Here is a 26138-nt window from a genome sequence, read left to right on the forward strand (position 1 = left end):
GACCCCTGGAGGCCACTGCTCCGTGACGAGACCCGACCGCGATCGAACCCCTGACCGGCAGCTGCACGACGGACACGCGTTCGCGAGGAGGGAAGCGACGCCCGCCCCGCCGATGCGGCTCTCCGACGCGTCCGAACTCGTGCTCGTGGCATCCGCGAATCGTGTCGCCCGGTTCGATCGCGACGACCTCGTCATGCGCAAGGGACAGTACGCGTTGCGCAACGGCCACATGACCCCTCAGGAGTCGATGGTCGAAGATCTGCTCGCGGTCGGCGACGCGCTGGATGCCGCGAAGATCCCGTTCCTGCTCGTGCGCGGCAACGACGACCGGCCTGTCATCGCCGTCGACCGCGGCGAGCGCAAGGCGGTCGCCCGGGCCTTCGCCGAGTCGTTCGCCGACGAGCCGTTCTACGCGGCGACCCTCGCGCCGGCGCGCGCCGCCGACACCCACCCCGTGCTGCTCGCCGACGGACGCCTCTCGGCCGGGCGCAAGCCCACCGTGCTGCGGGTGTACCGCCCGCGCATCGAGCCGATCGGGCGGCTCCGCTACGGCAGCGAGACGGCGGTGCAGATCGAGTTCTGGCGATTCGGCGACGACACCATCGAGGCGCCCGTCGAGAACGCCCTGATGCGCCGCACCCTGCAGCGCTCCGAGACGACCGACGACGTCGTGCACCTGCACGGCCGCGACTGGCCGACGCTCGAGCACATGTTCGAGTCGCTCGCGAGTGACATCGACTTCGAGATCGACATGGTCTTCTCGTGGGTCGACGGGTCGAGCGACGAGTTCATCCGCGAGCGTGCGAAGCGCATGCAGAGTTACGTCGTCGGCGAGGGCGATGATTCCGAGGCGCGCTACCGGCAGATCGACGAGCTGAAGTACGCGCTGCGATCGGTGCACCTCTTCGCCCCGTGGGTACGGCGCATCTTCATCGCGACCGACTCCCCCGCCCCCGCCTGGCTCGCGAAGCACCCGAAGGTCACGATCGTGCGCAGCGAAGAGATGTTCGCCGACACCTCCGTGCTGCCGACGCACAACTCGCACGCCGTCGAGAGCCAGCTGCACCACATCGACGGACTCGCCGAGCACTTCCTCTACTCGAACGACGACATGTTCTTCGGCCGGCCCATCAGCCCGTCGCTGTTCTTCTCGCCCGGCGGCATCACCAAGTTCGTCGAAGCGGCCACCCGCATCGGGCTGGGCTCGACCCACCCCGGCCGCAGCGGGTTCGAGAACGCGGCACGCGTGAATCGGGCGCTCCTGCGCGACCGCTTCGGCAAGGTCACCACCCGGCACCTCGAGCACAGTGCCGCGCCGCTCCGCAAGAGCGTCATGGCCGAGCTCGAGGCCGCATTCCCCGAGGAGTTCCGGCGCACGGCCGCGAGTCGCTTCCGCTCGGCGACCGACATCTCGGTGACGAACTCGCTGTACCACTACTACTCGCTCGTCACCGGGCATGCCGTCGTGCAGACCGATGCCCGGGTGAAGTACGTCGAGACGACGCTGCGCCAGGCGCTGCCCGCGATGAAGCAGCTCCTGAAGCGCCGCGACCACGACATGTTCTGCCTGAACGACGGCAGCTTCCCCGAGATCTCCGTCGAGGAGCGCACGGGCGCCGTGATCGAGTTCCTCGATCGCTACTTCCCGTTCCCGGCGCCGTGGGAGAAGGCGGCGGCGGATGCCTCGGGGCAGGTCGATGCCGCGACATCCATCGCCCCCGACCTCACCGCCTGACGGCCCCCCGTTGATCGAGTAGCGAGCGCCAGCGACGTATCGAGATCCCGCACCACCCCCGTTGATCGAGTAGCGAGCGCCAGCGAGCGTATCGAGATCCCGCACCGGGTCTCGATACGCTCCTTCGTCGCTACTCGACCGACGATCCCGGCTACTGCAGGGCCGAGGTGAGGCGCGCGACCCCGTCGAGGAACGTCGCCGACGCCGGCTCACGATCCCATTCCTCGAGGGTGAGCTGCCGGCCGGCGTCGCGATAGCCCTGTTCGACGTCGCGCATCTGGTCGACGAACGAGGCGCCGCGCACGAGCAGCATCATCTCGGAGTTCAGGCTGAAGGATCGGATGTCCATGTTGCTCGACCCGATGACGGCGATGTCGTCGTCGATCGACAGGTGCTTCGAATGCAGGATGTACGGGCCGGGATACAGCCAGATCTTCACGCCCGCCCGCAGCAGCGCTCGATAGTACGAGCGCTGCGCGTGCCAGACGGAGCCCTGGTCGCCGACCTCCGAGACGAAGAGCTGCACATCGAGCCCGCGGTAGCACGCCGAAGTGATCGCGTACAGCATCGCCTCGTCGGGCACGAAGTACGGACTCGTGATGATGGCTCGTTGCTGCGCCGAATTGATGAGCGCGAGGAACAGTCGGAGGTTGTTCTCCGCGTCGTAGCCGGGTCCGCTCGGCACCACCTGGCAGACGAGGGCATCGGTCGAGGGGTCGGACGGCACCGCGGTAGCCGGCACGTTCTCCTCGTCGCCGAGCAGCTCGTCGGTCTCGAGGTACCAGTCGGAGAGGAAGACGACGTTGATTCCCGTCACGACCGGCCCGGTCACGCGGGCCACGAGTTCCTGCCACTGCAGGCCGCGCTTCAGGTTCTTCTTGGAGTTGTAGCTGCGGTCGATGAGGTTCTGCGAACCCATGAAGCCGACGAGCCCGTCGACGACGACGAGCTTGCGGTGGTTGCGCAGGTCGGGCCGCTGGTACTCGCCCTTCAGCGGGCGAACGGGCAGCATGAAGCTCCACTTCGCACCGATGCGGTCGAGTTCGGCGTAGGTCTCATCGTGGCCCGCGGCCTTGTTCGAGGCGATGTAGTCGAGCAGCACGCGAACCGTCACTCCGCGCTGCACCGCCCGCTCCATCGCCGCGAAGAACCCCTTGGTCGTCTCATCGAACGAGACGATGAAGAACTCGACGTGCACGAACCGGGTGGCGGTGTCGATGTCGGCAGCCATCGCGTCGATCGATCCGCGATAGTCGCCGATGAGCTGGGCGGTATTGCCGCCGAGCGCCGGCAGGGCGCCGAGCACCCGGTTCTGCTCCGTGATCGAGGCGAACCAGTCGGGCCACGTCGCCCGGTCGGGTGCGAGGTCGAGACCCTCGGCCTTCGCGGCGATCATCGCGTTGATCTCGCGCTGCTTCTCCTGTCGCTTCTTCGGGAGTTTCGAGCTGCCGATGAGTAGGAAGAAGAGGATGCCGACGAAGGGGATCAGGAAGATCGCGAGCAGCCAGGCCATCGCCGCGGTGGGCTTGCGTCCCCGAGGCACGATGATCAGTGCGGCGATGCGGATGGCGAGATCCGCGAGGATCAGCACCACCCCGATGATCGCGGCGAGTTCGGTGCTCATACGCCACCTCCCGTGGTCGGCTCGCCTCACGCGACGTGAAGGGCCGCTGCGGTCGGGAGAAGTGGTCCGAGTATGACACTCCGGCACGATCGCGCGGAAGGTCGCGCGGGATTCCGGCGGGTGCGACTCAGCCGGCGAGCACCGGGATCGGCATGGTGAACGGCGGCTCCTTCGGCACCGGCGCGGCCGCGGCATCCGCAATGCCGATGCCCGACGCGTCGAGGCGCCTCGCACTCTCGCCGGCGTCGATCCAGTCGAGTGCGGGGAACGAGCCGAGCGGCACGACCGAGTGCAGCACCGTGTCCGGGTACACATGCACGAGGTTGAACGCCCTCGCGCCATCGCGGCCGCGAGTGCCGCCGACCGGCACGTTGAGGTCTTGCGTGTAGCAACTGGCCGAAGCGACCGACACCGGCACGCCCGCGAACGTCGCGGTCGACGAGTAGTGCAGATGACCGGCGATGATCGAGCGGATGTCGCTGCCCTCGACGACCTCGGCGAGGCCGGCCTGGTCGCGCAACTCGACCGCGACGGCGAGGTCGAGCACGCTCGGCACGGGCGGGTGGTGCATCGCGAGGATCGTGCCGTGCGGTGCGGGGATCGAGAGCTCTTCGGCGAGCCAGTCGAGTTGCGCCGGTGCGATCTCGCCGTGGTGGTGGCCCGGAACCGTGGAGTCGAGGGTGATGACGCGGAGCCCGTTGACATCGTCGACCCGGTCGACGGGTCGCACCCCACTCCCGCTGCCCGAGCCCGACTCGCCGAGCAACCCACGCCGGAACGCGCCCCGCTCGTCGTGATTGCCCATGACCCAGATCACCTGGGCGCCGAGCCGTTCGGTGACGGGGTCGACGATGCGGCGGATGCGGTCGTACGCGTCGGGCTCGCCCTTGTCTGCGAGGTCACCGGTGAAGACGATCGCCTCGGGCCGGGCGCCGGATGCCTCGAACTCGTCGAAGAGCGAACGCAGGTGCTGCTCGCTCGCGACCCGGTCGTAGAGCATGCCGCCCCCAGCGAGCACGTGCGTGTCGCTGATGTGGAGGAGGAAGTGGTGCGGTCGAGGATACTCGGCCGTACGGGTGTTCACGATTCGTCCCATCGATCGGTGGTGGACGCGCAGCACCGGGCGTCAGGCTTGAACGCTAGCCGAACACGCTCGCCTGAACGGCTCATGAACGCGGCATGTGACGAAGCCGAACGGGCAGCGTTCACGAACGAACGCGGCATGTGACGAAGCCGAACGCTGCGCATTCGACGAAGCGAACGGGCTGAGCGCCGGTGCGCCACGCATGTGGGCGGCGGATTTGCCGACAGGATGGCGAAGACCGATGTCGAGGGGGAACGAGTGTCGTCGAAGAACACACGCAACACACTGCCGTCGTGGGGCAACGAGATCTGGCTGACCGATCGGCAACGGCGCATCATCGCCATCGTCGCGAGCATCGCCGTGATCGGCTTCCTGATCACCTTCGTGCTGACCCTCACGCCGTGGCCGTCGGCGATGGTGATCCGGGCCGTGTTCGAGAAGGGTGGCACCGACACCGCGGCGGAGATGGACAAATACGTTCCCGACACGAAGCTCACCGAGCAGCTCGAGGTGCCGGTCGACGGCGATGCGGCCGACGCCGGCATGACGTTCGACGTCTTCTCACCCGACGATGGCGACGAGCCGCTGCCCACGATCGTCTGGGTGCACGGGGGCGCGTGGATCGCCGGCAGCTCGACGAACGTCGACCCCTACCTGCGCATCCTCGCCGCCGAGGGGTACACGACGGTGGGACTGAACTACACGCTGGGGCCCGAAGGGACCTATCCCACCGCCGTGCACCAGCTGAATGATGCACTGGCGACCCTCGACGCTCGCGCCGACGAGTTCCGCATCGACCCCGACCGAATCGTGCTCGCGGGCGATTCGGCCGGTGCGCAGCTGGCGAGCCAGCTTGCCACACTGTCGACCAACCCCGACTACGCGCAGCTGATGAGCGTCGACCCAGCGCTCGACGCCGACCAGATCGTGGGCGTCGTGCTCAATTGCGGCGTCTACGATCTCGACGCGATGTCGGAGCTCACCGGCATCGGGGCATGGGGCCTCAAGGTCGCCCTCTGGGGCTACACGGGAGCCAAAGACTGGTCGCAGCGTTCGTCGGGCACGACGATGTCGACGATCGATTTCGTCACGGCCGACTTCCCGACCACCTACATCTCGGGAGGCAACGGCGACGCGCTCACCTGGATCCAGTCCCTGCCGATGGACGCCCGTCTCGATGAGCTGGGTGTCGACGTCACCTCGCTGTTCTGGCCGGCCGACCACGAACCCGCACTCCCGCACGAGTACCAGTTCCACCTGGACTCCGAGGACGCACAGGCGGCGCTCGTCGAGACGCTCGAGTTTCTCGCCGGCGTGACCGGCTGAGCGTTCAGGAGCCCGCGAACCGAGCGGACTAGGCTCGACGGATGTCTGTCGGGCGCACTTCACCTGAGCCCCGGGCGGCTCGGCTCCACATGCCGGAAGGCCGGCACTTCGCCGTCACCTGGTCGATCCCCGACACCTTCGGGGGCATGACCGACGCGATGCTGCGCCGATCGGCCGCATTCCACCGCATCGGCGGCGTGCCCGTCGACGTACTGACCTTCGACGCACGGCCCGATACGGCGAACCTCGAGCGCGAGCTGCGCACTCGCGGTGCACTTGACGACGGGGTGCGCATCTCGAACCTGTACGACTGGCTGCGGGGGCATCCACTGCCGGGCGGTTCGCTGCAGCTGGACCGCGACCTGTTCACTCCGCTCGAGGCGAGCGAGGCGTCGGAGACGCGGCAACACGGGGACGCCGTCATGAGTCGTGAGCGACTCGACGCCGACGGGTACGCACTCCAGGTGGATCACTACCGCGAAGACGGCACCCTGCTGCTGATCGACCGGCGCGACACGCGGGTTCGCGGGGTGCTCGGCGGGCGATCGGTCGTGCTGTGCGACCCTGATGGTCGACCCGTGCGGTCGTGGCGGCACATCTGGCCCCTGTACCGGGCGTGGCTCGACGCCCTGACCGACCATCACGCGAGCTTCATGATCGTCGACAGCAAGACGATCGCGCCATTCATGCTCGACTACCATCGCCCGCACGTCACCACCGCCCATGTGGTGCACGCATCGCACCGGGCCGCGGCCGGTGCGGAGCATCCGATTCGTCGCTCGCGGCGCGAGGTCTTCGAGCGCATCGGCGACTTCGACCTCGTGGTGCTCCTCTCCGAGCGTCAGCGCCACGACGTCGAGCGGATCGTCGGCCCGAGCGAGTACTTGGCGGTGATTCCGAACGCCCGGCCGATGCCGGCTCGAGTGGTGCTGGGGCCTCGCGACCCCGCGCGCGGCATCGTGCTCGCCGCCTTGACCCGGCGCAAGCGCGTGTCGCACGCGATCGATGCGGTACAGAAGGTGAACGCGACGGCGGGTGCATCCGCCGAGTCGGTGCACCTCGACGTCTACGGCGATGGCGAGAGTCGCCGCGCACTCGAACGGCGCATCACGGATGCCTCCGCGGTGCAGCTCCACGGATTCGATCCCGATGCGCGGCGGCACCTCGCCAGTGCGTCGTTCCTGCTGCTGACTTCGCACTCCGAGGGATTCCCGCTCGTGCTCGTCGAGGCGATGGCCGCCGGCTGCCTGCCGATCGCCTACGACATCCCCTACGGACCGGCCGATCTCATCCGCGACGGTCGCAACGGCTTCCTCGTGCCGGCCGGCGACATCGACGGACTCGCGCGCGCGATCCGCCGCCTGCAGGGGATGTCTCCGCGGCGCGTCGTGCGGATGCGGGCGCGTGCGGTGCGCACGGCACGACGCTTCGACGACGAACGCGTCACCCGCAGTTGGGCGCGCGAACTTCGACGGGCAGCACTCCGGCGCGAGGTACGCGGCTCCGCTCGGTTCCGCCGCACCCGGGCAGCGGCGGCGAAGCTGCCGCTGCCACGAGCGGTGCGCTCGATCGGCCGGCGCGCCATCGTGGGCGTCGACCGGGTTCGCCGAGCCTCCGGCGTCGCCGAGTAGACCTCGGCCGTCGGGACAGCATCAGCACGAACAGATCGAGAATGCTCTCGTCACGGGCGGGAGCGCGCGCTGACGGGCTGCCCGGCTGTCAACGCGAGCTGCACGGCGAACGCCAGCACCGCACCACCGGCGTACGCGAGCAGGTCGATCGCATCGAAGGAGCTGCCGAGCAGGAGTCGCGCCGGCGGAAAGACGTCGACCACGCGCTGCGGCAGGCCGGTGAGCTGCAGCAGCTCAACGGCCGCCGCAAAGGCGAACGCCGTCGCCGAAGTCCACACCGCGCCCAGCTGCGGCGAAGCCGCACGGAGCAGGAACGCGATCACTCCCACGTAGAGCATGCTGCCGAGCAGGTCGACGATCATCGTGCGCTCGATCAGTTGCAAGCTGATGCCGAGCACGAGACAGCCGGCCGCGGCCAGGCCGCTTCGCACACGGATGCTGCTCGAGCTCGTCGACCGCACCGGCATCCGCTCGCCGCTCAGCCCTTGTGTCGCGGCTTCCGGAACGGCTTGCCGCCGTCGCCGTCGCTGCGGCGCGCGGGCCCGCCTGCATCGGGCCGCAGCTCGATCAGCCGGCCCGAGATGCGGGTGCCGTCGAGTCGCTCGAGCGTCTCTTGCGAGAGGTCGGCCGGCAGTTCGACGAGTGAGAACTCGGGACGGATCTGGATGGCGCCGAAGTCGCCGCGGCTGAGGCCGCCCTCGTTCGCGAGCGCGCCGACGATCTGACGCGGCTCGACCTTGTGGCGCTTGCCGACGGCGATGCGGTAGGTCGCCATGGGGCCGCTGCTCGGCCGATGGCGGCGCTCGGGACGGTCGCCGCGGTCGCCGCGGTCGAAGCGGTCGCCGTCTCGGTCACGACGATCGCCGCGCTCGGGACGGTCGCCACGCTCGGGCCGGTCGGCGCGGCGAGGACGCTCGGGTTCGGGCTCCAGCAGCAGGGGCGATTCGCCTTGCGCCACGACCGCGAGCGCGGCCGCGACGTCGACCTCGGGCACGTCGTGGTTGCGCACGTAGTGCGCGATGATGTCGCGGAACGCCTCGATGCGCGGAGCCTGGTCGAGCGCCGCGGTGATGCGGTCGTCGAACCGTGCGAGCCGCGTGACGTTGACGTCGTCGACGCTCGGCAGCTGCATCTGCGTGAGCGGCTGGCGGGTGGCCCGCTCGATCGATGAGACGAGGTTGCGCTCGCGCGGCGTCACGAAGCTGATGGCGTCGCCGCTGCGCCCCGCCCGGCCCGTGCGACCGATGCGGTGCACGTACGACTCGGTGTCGGTCGGGATGTCGAAGTTCACCACGTGACTGATGCGCTCGACGTCGAGGCCGCGCGCAGCGACATCCGTTGCGACCAGGATGTCGAGCTTGCCCGACTTCAACTGGTTGACGGTGCGTTCGCGTTGCACCTGCGGGACGTCGCCGTTGATCGCGGCGGCGGAGTATCCGCGTGCGCGGAGCTTCTCGGCGATCTCTTCGGTGACGCTCTTCGTGCGCACGAAGATGATCATGCCCTCGAAGTTCTCGACCTCGAGGATGCGCGTGAGGGCGTCCATCTTCTGCTGGTACGACACCACGAGGTAGCGCTGCGTGGTGTTGACCGACGTCGTGGTCTTGTTCTTGACCGTGATCTCTTCGGGGTCGTGCAGGTACTGCTTCGACATCCGCCGAATGGTGGCGGGCATCGTCGCCGAGAACAGCGCGACCTGCTTGTCGTCGGGGGTGTCGGCGAGAATCGTCTCGACGTCTTCGGCGAAGCCCATCTTGAGCATCTCGTCGGCTTCGTCGAGCACGAGGTACTTGAGCTCCGACAGGTCGAGCGTGCCCTTGTCGAGGTGGTCCATGATGCGCCCGGGGGTGCCGACGACGATGTGCACCCCGCGGCGCAGCGCAGAGAGCTGCACGCCGTAGCCCTGACCGCCGTAGACCGGGAGGATGTGCACGCCCTTGAGGTGTGCGGCGTAGCGCTCGAACGCCTCGCAGACCTGCAGCGCGAGCTCGCGCGTCGGTGCCAGCACGAGCGCCTGCGGGGTCTTCTGCGAGAGGTCGAGGCGCGCGAGAATCGGCAGCGCGAAGGCGGCCGTCTTTCCGGTGCCGGTCTGCGCGAGGCCCACGACATCGCGGCCCGCGAGAAGGGTGGGGATCGTCGCCGCCTGAATGGCGGAGGGGGTCTCGTAGCCGACGTCAGCGAGTGCCTTCAGCACCGCGCCATCGAGCCCGAGATCGGAAAAAGTCGTCGCTGCGGGCTCGGCGGAAGCCTCGGTCTCGACGGGAGTATCACCTGAAGTCACCCTTCAGGGTAGTCCGTCGGGCTGAGAAGCGGCCGGATGCACCGCGGCGCCGATTCTCGACGACTCTGACGCGCGTTCTACTCCAGGAGGGCCCGAAGTGCCTTCTTGTACAGCCGGAACGCGTGCCGGCCATCGTCGGTCAAGCTCACGTACGTGACGGGCGATCGCCCCTCGATGACCTTCGAGACCTCGGCGTAACCGGTCTCTTCGAGCTTTCTCAGGTGCGTCGCCAGATTTCCGGACGTCACGCCGAGCACCGACTGAAGCCGTGGGAAGGACAGGGCATCCCCGGCGCCGAGCGCATCGAGCACGGTCACGATTCGAAGCCGAGCCTGGACGTGGATGACCGGGTCGAGTTCATCCATGGTTCTGCTGCGTGATCGGGCCTGAAGTGAGGGTCGGCTTGATGGTTTCGATGAGCGCGAGGGCGAGGAACCCGAGCCCGCCGACGACGCCGACGAGAAGGTTGAACGGCACCGGGACGAGAACCGAGCCGAATCCGATGACGAGGGTCCACAGGCCGAAGACGAGCTGGGACTTGTCGTTCCACATGGCGGCGCCCGCCATGGACTGGATTCCGACGATCAGACACGGCACGGCGACCCAGAAGACCAGCATCACCTCGAAGGGGACGCCGAGGCCCATCATGCGCCCGCCGAGCACGCCCATGAGCGTGAACGCGATCGCAAAGGTGTTGCCGTAGATGGCGCCCTGAACCTTCGACGGGCCCCGCGATCCGAGATTCTTCCGGGTCGAATGCACCGCGGAGAAGACGATCGCCCCCACGAGTGCCGCGCCACCGATGATCGCGCTGACCAGGAAGGGCAGCGCCGGCCCCTCCACAGGGAACAGGGCGAGGAACAACGCCCCGAACCCGATGATCCACGCCACGCCCCAAGTGCCGTAGAGGAGCCGAGCGTTCGGGCTGAGCGCATTCACCATGCGCTCGCGGTCTCTCTCGATCGACCGGAGGATCTCCGCAGCGTCGACCGCGTCCGATTCCTTGTCATCACTCACAGCAGCACCCTCCGTCGTCATTTCTACCACATAGTACTTTCCAGCAAACGCTACTTTGTGGTAGAAAGTTCTCGCTTGCATGCCGCGAGCTCAGACATCGGGCGGGAGCATCACATGACGGCCGAACACGAGATCGCCCCTGGGGCGGTGATCGAGGCGTTCGAGGTCACCAAGGTCTACCGCGGTGGCGTGCGCGCGCTGGACACGGTGAGCCTGCACATCCGCCCAGGCGAGGTCTACGGCCTGGTCGGCGCCAACGGCGCGGGCAAGACCACCTTCATGCGCGTACTCACAGGACTCGTCGCGCCGAGCAGCGGTGTCATCCGCATGGAGCACGCGCGCAACTCCGGCGACGTCGGCTCCCTGATCGAATCCCCCGCGTTCTACCCGAACCTGTCGGGCTCCGAGAACCTTCGACTCCTGGCGACGTACTGGAACCTTCCTCGCGCGTCGGCGAGTCGAGAGCTTGCTCGTGTCGGCTTGCTGCCGAAGGATCAGAAGCGGCCCTACCGGAGCTACTCGCTCGGCATGAAACAGCGGCTGGGCGTCGCCGCCGCCCTCTTGGGCGAGCCCGAGGTGCTCGTGCTCGACGAACCGACGAACGGGCTCGATCCGGAATCAATCGTGAGCATTCGAGAGCTGGTTCGAAGCGTTCGGGACGACGGGCGCACCGTGCTGTTGTCCAGCCACCTGCTCAGCGAAGTCGAGCTGGTCGCCGACCGGGTGGGCGTGCTCGCCAAGGGACGGTTGATCGCCGAAGGAACGCTTCGGGAACTGCGCGATCGCGCCGTGCACCGGAGACGGCTCGCCGTACAGGTCGACGACGCGGGGCGCGCACGCTCGATCATCGGCGCGCTCGGAATCTCTCCGTCCGACATCCACGAGGTCGGACCGGGATTGGAGGTGCAGCTGGGCGAGACTGCACCGCACGAAGTGAATGCCGCGCTCGTTCGCGCGGGCATCGCGGTCTCGTCGCTGGCCGTGGTGTCGGAGTCGCTCGAGAATGCCTTCTTCGAGTTGACCGCTGAACCCGAGACGACAGGGGTGAGCGCAGCATGAGCACAGTGGCCGCCACGAGCAGCGGGAACGCGCCGAACTATGCGAGCGCCGTACGCGGGGAACTCCGCCTCGGCACGAGACGCGTCGCGGTCTGGACGGTGATCGGTGTGTGGGCGGCCTGCATCGCCGCCTTCGCGTACCTCGTGAGCTACATCTCGACGATGGGCGCCGACTGGTACACGCCCGAGCAGCAGGAACTCCAACTCCTGAACATGCTCCCAGAGGGCACCGCGTACTACATCGTGGCGTCCCTGCCGCTGTACTGCGCGCCGATGATGGTGATCCTCGGCGCAATCATCGGAGCATCCGACTACGGCAGAGGAACCCTCCGCGCGATCACCGCACGTTTCATTCGCCGCGGCCCGCTCATCCTCGCTCGCCTCACCGGCGTCGTGGTGATCGCAGCGATCACGGCACTCGCAACCCTCGTGACGAGCATGCTCGCGAGCATCGTCGTCGCCATCGTGGCCGGCAGGGAGATCGTCTTCCCCGAGCTGTACGATCTGGTCGTCGCCACCGTCGCCATCTGGCTGATCGTGACGGTCTTCCTCCTGTTCGGCCTCGCCCTCGGGGTGCTGACGCGAAGTGTCATCGCCGCGATCGCCATCGGGGTGGGCTGGGTGCTCGGCATCGAGACCCTGTTCGTGGGAATGCTCGCTCCTTCCATCGCCTTCTTCGACGCGATCCGCGGGTTCCTCCCGATCGGCGCCAGCAACTCGCTTGCCGCAGCGCTCGTGCCTGACGGGCGCGATGTCGTTCCCGCCGTCGTCGCGTCCACCGGTCCCGGCGTCGCGATCGCCGTGCTCGTCGTCTGGGCGGGTGTGCTCGCGTCGTTCGCCTTCGTTTCGTTCCGCAGGCGCGACCTGGTCTGAACGGTAGCGTTTCAGGGCTGCTCGGACTCGTCGAAGTCGAGTTCGTCCGTCGTCGGCGATGAGTGCGGCGCGGGTCTCATTCGGTCGCGAACGTATACCTCCCAGCCGGCTGAGTGGGTTCTGGGGAGGCCGGCGCGACCGTGTTGCCGAGAATCCTCGAGAACATGCCAAATCGTGCGTCGCGGCAGGCGTTGTCGCGCAGGACGGCCTCGGATATCGTTGCTCAGCAACGCCGCTGCGTGTACTGCTCCGCAGTGCCGGCGCCGGTCAGGGCAGGGGGCGCGGCGGAATGCTGCAGGCGATAGGGCACATACTTCCGATCGCGCTGGCGGTCGCGATCAGTTCCGTTCCGATCATGGCGACGATCGTGATCCTGCTCTCGCCGAAGCGCCGGGCATCCGCCCCACCCTTCCTCATCGGGTGGGTCATCGGCATGGCCCTCGTGGTCTCGATCTGCACGATCTCGGCCCAGGCCATCCCGACGCCGCGATCCTCGCGGCAGCCCGACGTGGCGGTCGCTGCCGCCGAGATCGTCGTGGGCGTCGCCCTCGTCATCATCGCGATCGTCGTCTGGCGGCGCGCCCGACACAACCCTGTGGAGGCCATGCCCGCCTGGCTCGACAAGGTGGAATCGATCGGGCCGTGGAGCGCACTCGGCATTGCGGCCGCCCTGAACGTCCGCCCCAAGGCGCTGCTCCTCGCCATCGCGGCCGGCCTGGCCGTGCGCGGTGCGGGGCTCGCCGCTGCCGATGCGGCGCTCGCGATACTGGTCTACACGGTCGTGGGGGCGTCGACCGTGGCCGTGCCGATCATCGTGACCCTCGTCGACGCGAAGGGCATGCAACCGAGGCTGGTGAAGGCGAAGGAGTGGATGATCCGAAACAACCGTGAGGTGACGTCACTCATCCTGCTGATGGTCGGCGTGGTCATCATCGGAACCGGCCTCGGCCGTCTCTGAGCCGGCTGCGTTCGCGTACGTCGTGTTGTAGCGAGGGCGGGACTCGAGAGCGAGAGCGAGAGCGACGGGTGTGAGTGCCGTCCGGGCATCGAGGCTCCAAATACACGGATACACCCACGTACACCGAATACACCGAGGTACACCGAGTACACCGAGGTACACTGAGTACACATGACTTCACAGGAGGCCCGGATGGCGATCGAACAGGCGCGGAACCCTTTCCGCCCCACGGCCGGTGCCGAGCCACCGCAATTGATCGGCCGCGCCGGCCTGCTGGACGAGTTCGTCTACGGACTCCACATCCGCTCCGGAGCACCGGGCCTGCTGACCATCTTCACCGGCGCTCGAGGCATCGGAAAGACCGTCATGCTGGGCGAGGCCGAGGACGCCGCGCGCGAGCGGGGCTGGGTCGTGGTGTCGGAGACCGCAACACGAGGGTTCTTGGGGCGGATCGGCGAGGCTATGCGCACTGCTGCCCAGGAGCTCAGTGACGGGCCGCCCACTCGACGAGTCACCGGCATCAGCGCAGCCGGGTTCTCCATCACCACTGAACTGCCCCCGGAGCAGCAGGCCGGATGGCGCCAGGTGGGCGAACGACTGCTGCAGCTGCTGGATGCACAGAGCACCGGGCTGGCCATCACCCTGGATGAGATCCACGGTGCCAACCGGGACGAACTCGCCCAGCTGGCGGCCTCCGTGCAGCACTTCATCCGCGACGGTCTACCGATCGCCCTAGTCTTTGCTGGCCTTCCCGCGGCCGTGTCTGATCTGCTCAACGAAGGCGTCGCCACGTTCCTGCGCCGCGCTGATCGTATTGACCTGCACACCGCGGCCATCGACGAGGTCGAGGCGTCCTACCGGGAGACGTTCGCCGGCCTACTGCACCCGTTGGAGCCCGCCCTGCTCCGGACCGCCGCAGTGTCGACCGGCGGCTACCCGTTCCTGATCCAACTGGTCGGCTACCACCTCTGGCAGCTGGCAGAATCCACGGACGCACCGCTGACGGTAGAGGCTGTCGATCTTGCCCTGGCTGCAGCTCACAGGCGCAACACCCGCGTCGTCATCGACGCGGCACTGTCGACCGTGTCACCCAAAGACCTCGACTTCCTGCGGGCCATGGCAGAAGACGACGGGCCCGCGACTAGCGCGGACATCGGTCGGCGGCTCGGAGACCAGAAGAACACCATCGGCAACTACCGCGCCCGACTCATCGACGCGGGCCTGATCCAGCCGGCTGGACGAGGCCGCCTCGACTTCGCGATACCCGGCCTGCGCGAGCACCTCCGCCGGCTTGAGCGATGAGCGGCTGCCCCGCCTGCGGGACCTGGGTGTACGACGACTGCGGCGCCAGCGCGAGCCCATGCCTGAACGAAATTCCTGTTCAGAGGGCATTTATATGTAGCGAGGGCGGGACTCGAACCCGCGACACCACGATTATGAGCCGTGTGCTCTAACCACCTGAGCTACCCCGCCGGGTAGGTCTTCCCGGCCCTGCCGAATGGCCGAACCGAAGAGAACCAGAGCCCCGAGTCAGGATTGAACTGACGACCCCTTCCTTACCATGGAAGTGCTCTACCACTGAGCTATCGGGGCGCGCTGCCGCAATCGGCAACCGTACGAGGATATCATCTCGCGGAGCGTGCTTCGAACCAGTACGACCCCGCGAAATGCCGGTCCGCATCCCCTCCGCTTCCCCCTGCGAAACGCCCGTGTGGCGTCGTCATGAGGGAGGTCTGGCGAGGACTCCACCGATGTAGCCGAGCACCGCGCCGAGCCAGATGACGGGGAGGCCGAGGAAGGGCACCGGTATCGAAACGGCGGCGAATGCGATGGCCACGAGGAAGCCGACGGTGAGTAGCACGACGAGCAGGGCGGACTTGCGGGTCAGCCCCCCGGCCTTGCCTGCCATCCCGAACAGCATCGCCACGGCCAAGACGACGAGGAGGATCCGCAACGGGGCCTCGAAGGTGGCGACTGCCGTGTCGGGCGACATGCCTCGGAAGAACTGCACGTTGGAAAGGCTCCCGACCCACTCGTCGAGCGCGAGATCGACGTCGGTGCCGATGAACCACGGGATGAACAACGCACCGATCATGACGAGGAACGCACCGATGACGACCAGCCACCTGCTCGCCGGGCGCCGACGATTCGGGCCGGTCTGGCTGAGCTCCGCGCTCGCCGTGAGATTCTGCACTCCATCGGATGCCACGATCTCGAGCCGGCGCGCACTCACCTGGTTCGCCGGCGGGTGCGGGCTCGACACCGACATCCGGGCATGGCCGACGGCGCCCGGGGCGACCGCGATTTGGGGCGGCGCGAAGCTTGCGCGAACGAGCCCGTCGTCGGATCGCCCCGAGAACACCACGTTCAGGGGCTCGGCGCCATGGCGGTTGTCGAGCTCGATCGTGTAGTCGCCGCCGCGATGCGTGCCGATGTTCAGCTTCTCGGGACTGACCCGCAACTCGGCGGTCGCGATCGCGGCGGCGGAGGTGCTCATCTCGAGCACGGCCGAGGCCTCGACATCCCTCGTCCCGTCCGAGGCGATGACCGTGAACGGATGCTTCGCACTCGTGCCGCGCGGCGGGGGGTTCGCGCGGAGGCGCCCGTGGGCGAGCGTGACGTGGCCCGGCACGGCGATGAACCGGGCCGGCACGAACGCGAATGCGATCCGCTGTTCGGGGTCGCTTCCCGAGAGCTCCACGGTGACACCGGAGTGGCCGCCTCGGTTGTCGATGTGCACCTCGAACTCGGCGTCGTGAGCATCGACGAGACGGATGCTGCTGGGTTGCAGTTGTACCCGGATCGGGGCGTTCACCGGGGCCGCCGCGGTCGATTGCACGAGGGTCACGATCGTGCTGATCGGCCCCTCGTCGTTCGTCGCCGCGACGGAGAGCTGCCGGTTCAGCTGCTGGCCCGGCGCAGGCTGCGGAGCGGTGAACGACGCGGCGACCTCGACCATCGACCCGGCCGGAACCTCGACGACCTCGGGCGCGAAGGCGAACAGCACGACGCCCTCGGGATCGCTGGCCGACATCCCGACGGTCTGCGGGTAGTTCGCGGCCCGGTTGTCGAGTCGAAGGTGGAACGAGCCCGAGGCCGCGTCCTCGAGCCGGATGAGGGTCGGCCGCGCCTCGAGTGTGGGACGCGGCCCGTAGGGCGGCACGGTCGCGACGAGGCGTACGGTCGCGCTCCGCTCCTCGTCTTCCATGGAGCGGACGACGACTGTGATCGCGAGGCGTTGCGCGACCACCATGACCCCGTCTCGCAGCCCGAGGGCCAACGCGACGCTGCGCGTCTCACCGGGCATGAGGTGAACGTCGGGATGCGTGAGCTCGAGCCACGACGGAGGATCGACGGCCTCGATGACGTATCCGTCGACGATGCTCGTCGTGTTCTCGATCGCGAAGTCGACCTCGCCGGGAGCATCCTGGGTCACGACCACTTCCGGGGTCGCGACGGTCACGGTGGGAGCATCGTGCTGCGACGACGCCTCGGGGCCGGGCGACGATTGGGCGGGGCCTGCCGCGGCGTCGGCGTCGAGTGCCGTCACAGGTGCGGTGTCGGGCGCGGTCGCGGTCGCGGTCGCGTCGGGCTGCGGCTCCCCCTCGCCCGGCGTGGTCACGTGGGGTTCCGCCGCACCGGCGGGCTCGGCCGGAACCGCGCCCACGACGCGGGGTATCGTGCCGGTGAGCGCCTCTCCGTCGAGCGTCGAGCCTCCGATATCCCAGCCGAGGTACGAGTCGCACGTCGCGCAGAACCGCGCGCCGACGTCGTTCTTGGCGCCGCACGTCTCACAGATGCGTTCGGCCATCTCTGTCCCTCCGGCCGCGACACGGACAAGCAACGACCGATACCGCTGATCATTGCGGAGCGCCGGGCGGGCAACCAGCCCAATGCCTCAACAGGCACCCATCGCTGCCCTCCTGCGACCGATGCGTTCACGCCCGAGAACCAGTGCTCACCCGGACCCGCAGAGGGGCGAGAGGGCATAGATTGAGTTCCGTCAGACCGAGCGGCGACATCCGCCGACGTGAGGTTTGGCGGTGCGTCGCATGGGGGTTGCGGGAAACGATCAGGCTGCACGCCGGGACTTCGTCCCGGCGCGGTTGGCGCGCCGCCTGCACTCCCCCTGCGTGTTCATCGTGGCCCCGAGCGGATCGGGGAAGTCGACCCTCCTTCGTCGGCTGAGCAACTCAGTCGACCAGGTCGTCGTCGTCACCCTCGGCCGGGAATGCCGGGATCCTGCGGCGCTCGACGCGTTGATCATGGGCGCCACGTCGGGCGACCCGACGACGATCGCGATCGATGACGTGCAGCTCGTGGCCGGCACGCGAGGCGAGACCGCTCTCGAGCGGATGATCGCGCACTGCGGCAGCGGACGTCACGTCATCCTCGCCTCGCGGCACGCCCTGGGCGCGAACCTCGCCCACGCCACGGAGATCGAACCCGACATCGTGACCGCACCGGAGCTCGTTCTCCGCATCGATGAGGTGTCCGAGTCATTCCGGGTCGTCGGCGGGCAGATACTCCCTTTCGAATGCGCTTCCCATGTGGCATCCGAGACCTGCGGGTGGGCGGGCCTCGTGCACCAGCTCGCGTTGGCGTCGCGATCGGTCGGCCGCGAGTCGCTCAGCGCGGCGGTCGAGGAGTTGTTGCAGAGCGACTTCGCGGCGACCGGCCTCGAGGTGGCCCTGCATGCGCTTCCGGTCGACGTCGTGCGCTCGCTCGAGCTCACGAGCGGCCTCTCCGCGCTCGGCTTCGCAGATTGCGCCCGACTGCTGGGGGCGGATGCCGCGACGAGACTGCTCGACGCCGTCGACAGCGGTGCGATCATGCACGTCACCGAGTTCGGGTCGCGCGTGTTGCCGCCCATCCTCCGCCGGCATCTCCGTGCGCGCGCGGGACTTCCTGCGGACGTCCGCCTTCCCGCGGCACCGAGTCCGAGCAGCGTGGCGACGATCAACGGCACGAACACGGCACCGGTCGCCGCGCGCCTCCGAGTCCCGGCCGTCTCCCGATCCGCGCCGTTCGACGCCGCGATGACGAGGCTCCGCCGCGGCGACGTGGTCGGTGCCGTGCCCCTGCTGCAGCGCGTGCTCCGAACGCCGGGCGACGCTCCCGAGCGCCCCGCAGCGCTCCTCGCCCTCCTCATGATCCGTGAGCCGGTCACGCCGCGCGAGACGACGCTCGACGCGCTTGCGGCCCTCGAACGCGAGTGCGTCGCGCGACGATTGGATGCGCAAGCGCGTGTCGTTCGCGGTGCTGTGGCCGCGACATCCGCCCTTCCCTCTCTGGCCGTGGAAGGAGTCGTCGAGGAGTGCGAGACCCGTGGCGACGACGTGGCCGCTGCTCTCGTCGCGGGAATCGAATTCGTGATGCGCCTCCGGCGGGGGCGCGCGACGTACGTGCAAGCGAACTCGCTCGCCGATCGACTCGAACGATTGGGCTTCACGGATGTCGCGGCGTGGGCGCGTGCGTCCGGGGCTCTGCTCGCCGCGGCATCCGGTGCGGCCGACGCGCGCGACCAGATCGTCCAAGCTCAGACCGCCTCGATCGCCACCGGCGTCGAGGGCGCCCGCGCGTTCATCGACGCCGCACGCGCACTCGTCGGGCCCGGCGCGCGTGCGCCCGCCCTCATCGCCTCGGCTCGGCGGTGCGCCCTGCAGACCGGGCTGCCGCGACTGTCCCCTTCTCTCTCCAGCGGGGACGTCGCGGTCATGCGAGCCGGGGCGCCCGGAATCGCCGCGTATGCCGAGCCGAGGCATCCGCACGTGACGGTCAGGTGCTTCGGTGGCTTCCACCTGTGCGCCGACGGCTCCGAGATCGAGCTCAGGGCCGTGCGGCCCCAGGCGAGAGCACTGCTGCGAATGCTCGCCCTCAACGCGGGTTCGCCGCTGCACCGGGAGCTCATCGCCGACATCCTCTGGGGCGATCTCGGCATCGACTCCGCCGTGCACGCACTGCACGTGAGCGTGTCCAGCTTGCGCCGAGCGCTCCCCGCGGAGTTGATCGGCCCCGGAGCATCCATCGTCGAACGCGTCGGGGAGGCCTACCGTCTCGGCATCACCGAGCGGCACGACTGCGACCTGGCCGACTTCGACGATCAGCTCGCTCAGGCGGCCGCTTCCAAGCTCGGGCGGGATGCCGTCACCACCGCGAACGGCCTGCGCGGCGCCCTGGCCCTCTACGTCGGCGATGTGCTCCCCGAGGACGGCCCGGCCGAATGGGTGGCCGGGGCTCGTGAACGATACCGGGTGCGGGCAGCAGAGGCCGCCGCGTCGCTGGCGCACCTCGAGCTCCGCATCGGCGACGCGCACGCCGCGGTCGCCGCCGCGAGTCGCGCGGTCGAGATCGACCCGTGGCTCGACGAGTCGTGGCGCACACTCGTCATGGTGCACCGGAGCTCCGGCGACGTCGTCGCGGCACGGCGAGCGGAAGACGGCTACCGCCACATGCGCGTCGCCCTCGGCGTCGAGTAGCCGACCAGCGCCACCCCTGCCGTGCCGTGCCGTCACGATCCGGCTTCCACCATCGAGACCGACAGGCGAGTCGGCAGGTACGCCGGTACGACGCCGGCGGCCACGCGTTCGAAGCGGCGGGCGAGCGACTCCGGGTCGCCGCCCGGCACGGTGATGGTGATGACGACCACGGCGTCGCTCGAGCCGGGCAGCGGCCCACCCGGGTCCGTCGACCACGAGGTGCCGCCGGACTCCTCGACCTCAACGGTGGCGGCGGGACCTGCCGCCAATTGCAGGGCATCGCGAATACCCCCCGCCGTGCCGACGCGACGGTGCAGCCGCGCGGCATCCGCAACGATGCGGCGGCGCTGCTCCTCGGTCCACTCCTCGTCGACGGCGACGTCGACCCATCCGGCGAGCCATTCGAGGAAATCGGCGGGGGCGTACTCGGGCCGCACGTACGCCTCGAGATTGTCGAGCGTGGAGTAGACCGGGGCGATCAGGTCGTCGAAGGCGGGCAGCGCCTGATTCAGGAAGTCGTCCTCCTGCAGCACCGCGGGCAGACGGGTGATCAGCGGCACGGGGCTGGGCAGCTCGGGAACCAGGCCGCGCATGTCAGACTCCCGCCGCCACGCGCACACGGTGCTCGAAACTGAACACCAGGGCGTTCCCGCCGATCTCGATGCGTTGCGCGGGCTCACCGCGTTTGCCCGTCGCCGGGTCGGCGGTGAAGAGCAGCACCTCGTCGACGAGTTCGGTGCCGGGCAGCGACTGCAGTACCGAGTACACCTCGCCCGCGAGCACTGGGCGGCCGAACGGCCATCCCCCGCCCGACGAACCGCCCCTGATCGGATCGAAATACCCGTAGAGCGTCGCGAGAGCATCGGCGCGGAGCCGATCGACGGCCACCCTCGGATGTGCGACGAGCTTCGCGACGACCGTGACGCCCTGGTACTCGGGCCGTTCGATCACGAGCCGGGTGCCGGCCATCCGCCGCGGCTCGAGATCCGCGGCGATGGTGCCGAGGAGCTCATCGCCGGGAATCAGGTCGTCGAACTCGATCCGGCCGTCGGCCCCGACCGCCGCGGTCGGCACCAGGAGCAGGCGCACGCCGAGCGTGTCCGGCGCCGCGACGGCGTGGGTGCGGGCGACCCCCGGCGCGGCACGCTTGGCGAGCTGCTCGTAGTCCTCGAGCGTCACGGCCCGATCGCGAGTGCGCAACGCGAGCGGTCCCCGCACCTTCGCCTCGTCGACGGTCTCGCCGTCGGTGCCGTCGTGCGCGGCCGAGCGGTTCTCCGCACCACGCACGAACGGCACGGTCGACCGCAGCACCGAGAGCGTGCCGGCCGCGACATTGCCGCCGCGGCCGCCGCCGACGCGATACCGGGGCACGCGCAACGGCACGCCTTTCGGCGGCGTGGACCCGTAGACGCGGAACGAACCGTCGGACTCTCGTACCGCCGGCGGGAACATCACGGTGGCTCGGGCTCGATCGACCATGATGCTGCGGCCGCCATCGCCGGAGCCCGCGAAGGAGTCGATCTCCGTCCACTCGTCCCATCCCTTGCCGGTGCCGACCTCGACGACGAACGGTTCGCCGTCGTCGACCACGGGCCGCTCCTGGAGCTCGAACGCCTGGCCGGGCACACCCTCCGACAGCCCGAGGATCTCGTCGTCGATCGTGTGCGCGTGCATGGCCTGTACCACCCCGCCCACGGTCGCCGCCGTCGCCTCTCGCACGAGCGGCGGCGACTTGTACCTCGGAACGGTCTGCTCGCGCTCGACGATCCGGCACCGGAGCCAGCCGGCACGTTCGTCTCCGATGACGGATGCCACGTGGTCACGGGTCACGATGACGACGACGTCGCCCGGCTGGTTGAGCCCGCCGGTGCGGTCGGAGACCACGTCGCAGCGCGACCAGCCGGTGCCGTTCCACGACTCCCAGACGGTCGGCGGATCGAGAGGATCGACGCCGACGCCGCGCACCGCGCAGTCCAGGTGGATGCCGATCGCCAGCCCAGGTGCCGGCTCGTCGAGGCCGATGAGGAACTCGTCGCCGACCTTCGGCGGGTTCGCGAAGGCGTCGAGCGTCTCGGAGCCCAGCCGTGCGCCGCGCACCGTGACGGCCTTGCCCGACCGGTTCCCGATATGGGCGAGCTTTCTGGGCGGAATCGGGAGCTCGGAGGTGGTCTGGAACACGGTCGACTCGGTCTGCTCGGTGCGCGGCGTGCCGACCTCGGTGTGCTCGGGCACGATCACGACGTCTTCCCTCGGGGCGGCAAGCCAGAAGACGAGGTCGGAACGCGCCGCCGTCGGCGGGAAGAGGGTCGTGCCGATGAGCTCCAGGAAGGCGATGTACAGCTTGTCGGGCACGCGGTTCAGCCGGTAGAACAGCTCGTCCGTCATGAACGCGAACGTCTCGATGAGCGTCACACCGGGGTCGGAGACGTTGTGATCCGACCACTCGGGGCAGCGTGCGGCGACGAGTCGCTTGGCGTCGTCGACGAGGTCCTGGAATCGGCGGTCGTCGAGGTGCGGCGTGGGCAGGGTCATGGCAGTCGCTCCGAAGTTCGATCGGGGATGACAGAGGTTCGATCGGGAATGACAGTGCTTCGATCGGGGATGACATAGAACGGGAACACGAGGTTCCGGGGGTCGTTCGAGCCGCGGATCGCGTAGCCGACGTCGATGAGCAGCACTCCCTCGTCAGCGTGGTCGAACGTCACCGTGACGCCGGTCACGTCGATGCGGGGTTCCCAGAAGATGAGGGCGGTGCGCACGGCGTCACCGATGGCGCCGGCCGTCGCGGCGTCCGCCGGCGCGAAGACGTAGTCGTGCACGGCGCATCCGAACTCCGGCCGCATCGGCCGCTCGCCGGGTGCCGTGGCGAGGATCAGCCGGATGCTCTCCTCGATCTCGTGCGCGTCGGACGAGAGCGCGATGCGCCCGCTCGCGTCGGCGTGCACGGGGAACGACCACCCTCGCCCGACGAATTCCTGCGACATCCTGTGACCTCCTGTCAGTTGATCTTGACGACGCTGCCCTTGACGACGGTCACGCCCGACGCCGAGAGCTCGGCCGTGCCCGACGCCTTCACCGCGACCGCCGCGCCAGAGAGGTCGAGCGATGCTGCGCCGTCGACCTTCACCTTCGGAGCCGAGATCGCGAGCTCCGACGACGCGTCGAGTGCGATCTTCCTGGCCGCGAGGGAGATGGCGCCCTGGCTCGCGGTCACCGTTGCATCGCCCTCGACGGTGACCGTCGCGTCGCGCTTGGCGACGACCGAGACGGACCCCTCGGACACGATCTGGATGCCCTTCTCGGAGGTCTGCATGAGGGTGACGTGCTGCGCACCCTCGTTCGTGGAGATGCGCAGCAGTTCCTCCCCCTGGCGTTCGACGAACTCGACGACCATCCCCGCGCGCGAGGTGAAACTGCGACGCACGACGCTGCCCGACTCGACGAACGACCCCCAGCCCCCCTGGGGCAGGTCCTTGCCGTTGTAGAGGCCTCCGAGCACGACCGGGCGATCGAATCGTGCCGACTCGAACGCGACGAGCACCTCGTCGCCGACCTCGGGCAGCACGACGGCACCTCGGTCGGCGCCGGCACCCGGCTGTGCGAGGCGCGCCCAGCCGCTCACGTAGTCGTCGGAGAGGGATGGGAACGTCAGCCGGACGCGGCCGTCCTCCCCCGCTGCGCCGGCGCCGGAGATCTCGCTCACGAGTGCACTGACGACCCCGGTCATCCCGAAGCCGGTCACGGCGTGCTCCGGCCGGGATCCGACCCCGAGCAGCGACCGATCCGAGGCGTCGCAGACGGTGAGCGTCGTCGTGTACCCCTGCTCGGAGCTGAACTCGTGCCTCGACTCGGTGACCGTGTAGCGGCCGTCGAACGGCGCACCGAATCCCCGCAGCCGCACGGCGATCCCCGAGCGGATGCGCGGATTGCCGAGGATCTGCGCCTCGACCTCGGCGAACCCGCCGGCGATGCGCGAGGCGATCGCCTCGGCGAGCTTGTCCTGCGGCTGCTGCGCGCCCGCGCCGGCGCCGCTGACGTAGCGGGGGCTCGAGAACACCTTCGCGACCTTCGCGGGATCGAGCGTCGGCAACTCCGTCGTCAGCGTCTTCGCGGGCGCGGTGGACACCACCTTCTCCTTCGCGGCGACATCCCACCCTCGCACCTCGACCTCGGAGACCTGCTCGGCGCTCGTGATCGTGGCGTGCAGGTACGTCGTGTTGCGGCCGTGCTCGACCACGATCGGGTCGTCGTTCGCCGATGCCGAGCCCGATTCCGCCGTCGACGCGTTCGTCGGCGGGCCGAACTGCAGTTGTCGGTCGACGACGGAGAACACGCACCCCGCGGCATCCGCCAGTCGCTTGAGGAACACCCAGTCGCTGACGTTGTCCTGCGTCGTGTGGGCCATGATCGTGGCCGGACCGGTGACGGTGCCGACCTTGACGCCGGCCCGCTGCGCGACCTTCGCCACGATGTCGGCGGTCGACATGTCGACGTAGGCCGCGACCCGACGGCCGCGGAAGAGGCGATGCGAGGTATCGAGGCCGCGCACCCGGGTGCGCAGCTCCCCGCCGACGTCTTCGCGGTCGAGAGCGGTGACCTCCGCGTCGAGCAGCTTCTGCGGTCCATCGCCGCCGTTCTGCGAGACGGCGAGGGTGACGGATGCCCCGATGGCGAACCCGCCCTGCTCGAGCACGATCCCGGCGGAGTCGACGAACTCGAGTTCGAACGAATCGGGGAGGTTCGCGGCATCCGTGACCCTGCTGCGCTCGAGCAGGCCGGCGACGGCGGGCGGCAGCGCCGTGCCCCCGACGGAGACGAGGAGCAGGCTCGTGTAGGTCTCAGTGGAGGCGGGCACGGGCGACCTCCTTCCGGGCGATCTCGCGGCCGTCGGCGCGGGAGAGTTCCTCGAGGGTGGGGATCAGCACGATGTGCCCCGGCCGCAGTCGCAACGGATCGTCGATGCCGTTGACCTCGGCGAGAGAGCGCCAGTGCGCCGGGTTGCCGTACTCGCGGTAGGCGATGCCCGCGAGCGAATCGCCTTCGCGGAGCGTGTGCGCGTGACGTGGCTGCAGGCCCCCCGACGTGGGATTCTGCTTCTTCGGTTCGTTCGCGAGCTCCTCGAGGGCCACGGTGCAGACCGCCCGGAGCGGCTTGCCGTCGGGTGAGAAGAGCGTGTACTTCGCCGAGACACTCTTGATGTAGCCGACGAATCCGGTGAGCACCCCCCACTTGAACTTCACCCACGGCGCCGACGGCGTGTCGCCGTCCTTCGAGGCGCTCGTCGGGGTGCACGCCTGGAAGAGCGCCTCGACGTTCTTCACGACGCTTCCGTCGCGCGAGCGCGTCTCGTCGAAGTACATCTCGACGCTCATCTTCTGGGGCTCCGGACCCTGGTAGGTCGCGGGTGGCGCCGACGCCGCCTTCTTCTGGTTCTTGCTCTCCCACTTCGCCGACTTCGCGATGGTCACCTCTTTCGGATTCAGCTGGAAGTCGATCGTGGCGAGGAGGGCGCCGACCTTGCCCGGCGTCTGGCCGGGCTCGTGCACGTCGATGGCGGCGTGCACGAGACTCTTCGTGTCGGAGGCGGTGGAGGTGACGGGCATCGCGGGTTCCTCAGTATTTCGAGCCGGTATTCACGAAGCCGTTGTGGGCGATCTCGAGCGTCTCCATGAGCACCTTCGGCTGGTCGGCGTTCAGCGACGGCCCCGTCCAGCGAACGGGGATGACGTCGTGGAGGTCGTAGGTCGCGACGGTCTGGCCATCGGCGGTCTTCGCCTCGATGTGGCCGGTGCCGCGCGAGAAGCCCGAGACGGCGGCGACGACCCAGTTCACGATCTTGTCGGCGGACTGCTTGCTCACTGGCCGGGTGAGCTTGATGTTCGGATACTTGAGCCGAGTCGGGAACTGCCAGATGAACCCGTTGTTGCCGCCCTCTTCACGCGACTCGAGCACGACCTCGACACCGAGCCCCTCGCAGCTCGCGAAGTCGCCGAGGTCCTCCTCGTCGAGGTGCACGAGGTAGTGCACGCCGACGGCGATCTCGGTGTCGGTCAGCATCGTCATCCCCTTCGT

The 26138-nt window shown here is 68.8% G+C and carries 21 protein-coding genes and 2 tRNA genes; 8 read left to right on the forward strand and 15 right to left on the reverse strand.

Features of this window, described 5'->3' with window-relative positions; all coding sequences use genetic code 11:
• The first annotated feature begins 112 nt into the window (after positions 1-112).
• The gene (locus AC1C2S_RS05640) at positions 113-1735 is read left to right on the forward strand and encodes a stealth family protein (RefSeq protein ID WP_495353201.1); all 1623 of its coding nucleotides are present in this window, start codon (positions 113-115) and stop codon (positions 1733-1735) included.
• Positions 1736-1886: 151 nt separating this feature from the next.
• Here AC1C2S_RS05640 and cls read toward each other — a convergent pair whose 3' ends face one another.
• Both cls and AC1C2S_RS05650 read right to left on the reverse strand, forming a co-directional pair.
• Positions 1887-3359, reverse strand: coding sequence for a cardiolipin synthase (gene cls / locus AC1C2S_RS05645; RefSeq protein ID WP_495351552.1), 1473 nt, complete (start codon positions 3357-3359; stop codon positions 1887-1889).
• Positions 3360-3486: 127 nt separating this feature from the next.
• Complete coding sequence (locus AC1C2S_RS05650) at positions 3487-4455, reverse strand: metallophosphoesterase (RefSeq protein ID WP_495351553.1); 969 nt, start codon at positions 4453-4455, stop codon at positions 3487-3489.
• A gap of 216 nt (positions 4456-4671) precedes the next feature.
• Here AC1C2S_RS05650 and AC1C2S_RS05655 point away from each other — a divergent pair, with 216 nt between their 5' ends.
• Positions 4672-5769, forward strand: coding sequence for an alpha/beta hydrolase (locus AC1C2S_RS05655; RefSeq protein ID WP_495351554.1), 1098 nt, complete (start codon positions 4672-4674; stop codon positions 5767-5769).
• 89 nt (positions 5770-5858) lie between these two features.
• Positions 5859-7400 (forward strand): glycosyltransferase, encoded by a 1542-nt coding sequence (locus tag AC1C2S_RS05660; protein WP_495351555.1) that lies wholly within the window; start codon positions 5859-5861, stop codon positions 7398-7400.
• 50 nt (positions 7401-7450) lie between these two features.
• On the opposite strand, the gene AC1C2S_RS05665 is transcribed toward AC1C2S_RS05660, so the two are convergent.
• The 4 genes from AC1C2S_RS05665 to AC1C2S_RS05680 form a co-directional block, all read right to left on the reverse strand.
• The gene (locus AC1C2S_RS05665) at positions 7451-7831 is read right to left on the reverse strand and encodes a DUF2809 domain-containing protein (protein WP_495351556.1); all 381 of its coding nucleotides are present in this window, start codon (positions 7829-7831) and stop codon (positions 7451-7453) included.
• Positions 7832-7878: 47 nt separating this feature from the next.
• Positions 7879-9681, reverse strand: a complete 1803-nt coding sequence (locus AC1C2S_RS05670) for a DEAD/DEAH box helicase (RefSeq protein WP_495351557.1) — start codon at positions 9679-9681, stop codon at positions 7879-7881.
• Positions 9682-9758: 77 nt separating this feature from the next.
• On the reverse strand, positions 9759-10046 hold the full coding sequence (locus AC1C2S_RS05675) for a transcriptional regulator (protein WP_495351558.1): 288 nt from the start codon (positions 10044-10046) through the stop codon (positions 9759-9761).
• Positions 10039-10698, reverse strand: a complete 660-nt coding sequence (locus tag AC1C2S_RS05680) for a hypothetical protein (RefSeq protein ID WP_495351559.1) — start codon at positions 10696-10698, stop codon at positions 10039-10041. The genes AC1C2S_RS05675 and AC1C2S_RS05680 overlap by 8 nt, the downstream gene beginning before the upstream one ends.
• Before the next feature lie 114 nt (positions 10699-10812).
• Between AC1C2S_RS05680 and AC1C2S_RS05685 the strand changes: the two genes are divergently transcribed.
• The 4 genes from AC1C2S_RS05685 to AC1C2S_RS05700 all read left to right on the forward strand — a co-directional run bounded on the left by AC1C2S_RS05685 (position 10813) and on the right by AC1C2S_RS05700 (position 14889).
• The gene (locus AC1C2S_RS05685; RefSeq protein ID WP_495351560.1) at positions 10813-11757 is read left to right on the forward strand and encodes an ABC transporter ATP-binding protein; all 945 of its coding nucleotides are present in this window, start codon (positions 10813-10815) and stop codon (positions 11755-11757) included.
• Positions 11754-12629: an ABC-2 transporter permease gene (locus AC1C2S_RS05690; protein WP_495351561.1), complete on the forward strand. Its 876-nt coding sequence runs from the start codon at positions 11754-11756 to the stop codon at positions 12627-12629. The genes AC1C2S_RS05685 and AC1C2S_RS05690 overlap by 4 nt, the downstream gene beginning before the upstream one ends.
• A 289-nt stretch (positions 12630-12918) precedes the next feature.
• Positions 12919-13587: a GAP family protein gene (locus AC1C2S_RS05695; protein ID WP_495351562.1), complete on the forward strand. Its 669-nt coding sequence runs from the start codon at positions 12919-12921 to the stop codon at positions 13585-13587.
• A gap of 192 nt (positions 13588-13779) precedes the next feature.
• Positions 13780-14889: a DUF8462 domain-containing protein gene (locus AC1C2S_RS05700; protein WP_495351563.1), complete on the forward strand. Its 1110-nt coding sequence runs from the start codon at positions 13780-13782 to the stop codon at positions 14887-14889.
• Positions 14890-14986: 97 nt separating this feature from the next.
• On the opposite strand, the gene AC1C2S_RS05705 is transcribed toward AC1C2S_RS05700, so the two are convergent.
• The 3 genes from AC1C2S_RS05705 to AC1C2S_RS05715 all read right to left on the reverse strand — a co-directional run bounded on the left by AC1C2S_RS05705 (position 14987) and on the right by AC1C2S_RS05715 (position 17398).
• Positions 14987-15060: transfer RNA gene (locus tag AC1C2S_RS05705), tRNA-Met, on the reverse strand.
• 48 nt (positions 15061-15108) lie between these two features.
• Positions 15109-15180 (reverse strand) — tRNA-Thr (locus AC1C2S_RS05710).
• Between the two features lie 127 nt (positions 15181-15307).
• Positions 15308-17398 carry a hypothetical protein gene (locus tag AC1C2S_RS05715; RefSeq protein WP_495351564.1) on the reverse strand — a complete coding sequence of 697 codons (2091 nt, stop codon included), beginning with the start codon at positions 17396-17398 and terminating at the stop codon, positions 15308-15310.
• A gap of 322 nt (positions 17399-17720) precedes the next feature.
• Between AC1C2S_RS05715 and AC1C2S_RS05720 the strand changes: the two genes are divergently transcribed.
• Positions 17721-20066, forward strand: a complete 2346-nt coding sequence (locus tag AC1C2S_RS05720) for a BTAD domain-containing putative transcriptional regulator (protein WP_495351565.1) — start codon at positions 17721-17723, stop codon at positions 20064-20066.
• A 32-nt stretch (positions 20067-20098) separates the two neighbouring features.
• On the opposite strand, the gene AC1C2S_RS05725 is transcribed toward AC1C2S_RS05720, so the two are convergent.
• From AC1C2S_RS05725 to AC1C2S_RS05750, 6 genes are read right to left on the reverse strand one after another with little or no spacing between them, the layout of a single operon-like run.
• Positions 20099-20659 carry a phage tail protein gene (locus AC1C2S_RS05725; RefSeq protein ID WP_495351566.1) on the reverse strand — a complete coding sequence of 187 codons (561 nt, stop codon included), beginning with the start codon at positions 20657-20659 and terminating at the stop codon, positions 20099-20101.
• Position 20660: 1 nt separating this feature from the next.
• Positions 20661-22598: a putative baseplate assembly protein gene (locus AC1C2S_RS05730; RefSeq protein ID WP_495351567.1), complete on the reverse strand. Its 1938-nt coding sequence runs from the start codon at positions 22596-22598 to the stop codon at positions 20661-20663.
• Entirely contained in the window at positions 22595-23050 is a 456-nt protein-coding gene (locus tag AC1C2S_RS05735; RefSeq protein WP_495351568.1) for a GPW/gp25 family protein, read from the reverse strand. Before AC1C2S_RS05735 ends, AC1C2S_RS05730 begins: the two co-directional genes overlap by 4 nt.
• Positions 23051-23064: 14 nt before the next feature.
• Positions 23065-24921: a VgrG-related protein gene (locus AC1C2S_RS05740; RefSeq protein ID WP_495351569.1), complete on the reverse strand. Its 1857-nt coding sequence runs from the start codon at positions 24919-24921 to the stop codon at positions 23065-23067.
• Positions 24905-25669, reverse strand: coding sequence for a CIS tube protein (locus AC1C2S_RS05745; RefSeq protein ID WP_495351570.1), 765 nt, complete (start codon positions 25667-25669; stop codon positions 24905-24907). The genes AC1C2S_RS05740 and AC1C2S_RS05745 overlap by 17 nt, the downstream gene beginning before the upstream one ends.
• Before the next feature lie 10 nt (positions 25670-25679).
• The gene (locus tag AC1C2S_RS05750; RefSeq protein WP_495351571.1) at positions 25680-26123 is read right to left on the reverse strand and encodes a phage tail protein; all 444 of its coding nucleotides are present in this window, start codon (positions 26121-26123) and stop codon (positions 25680-25682) included.
• Positions 26124-26138: the final 15 nt, after the last annotated feature.

The organism is Agromyces sp. Y782 (assembly GCF_059445405.1).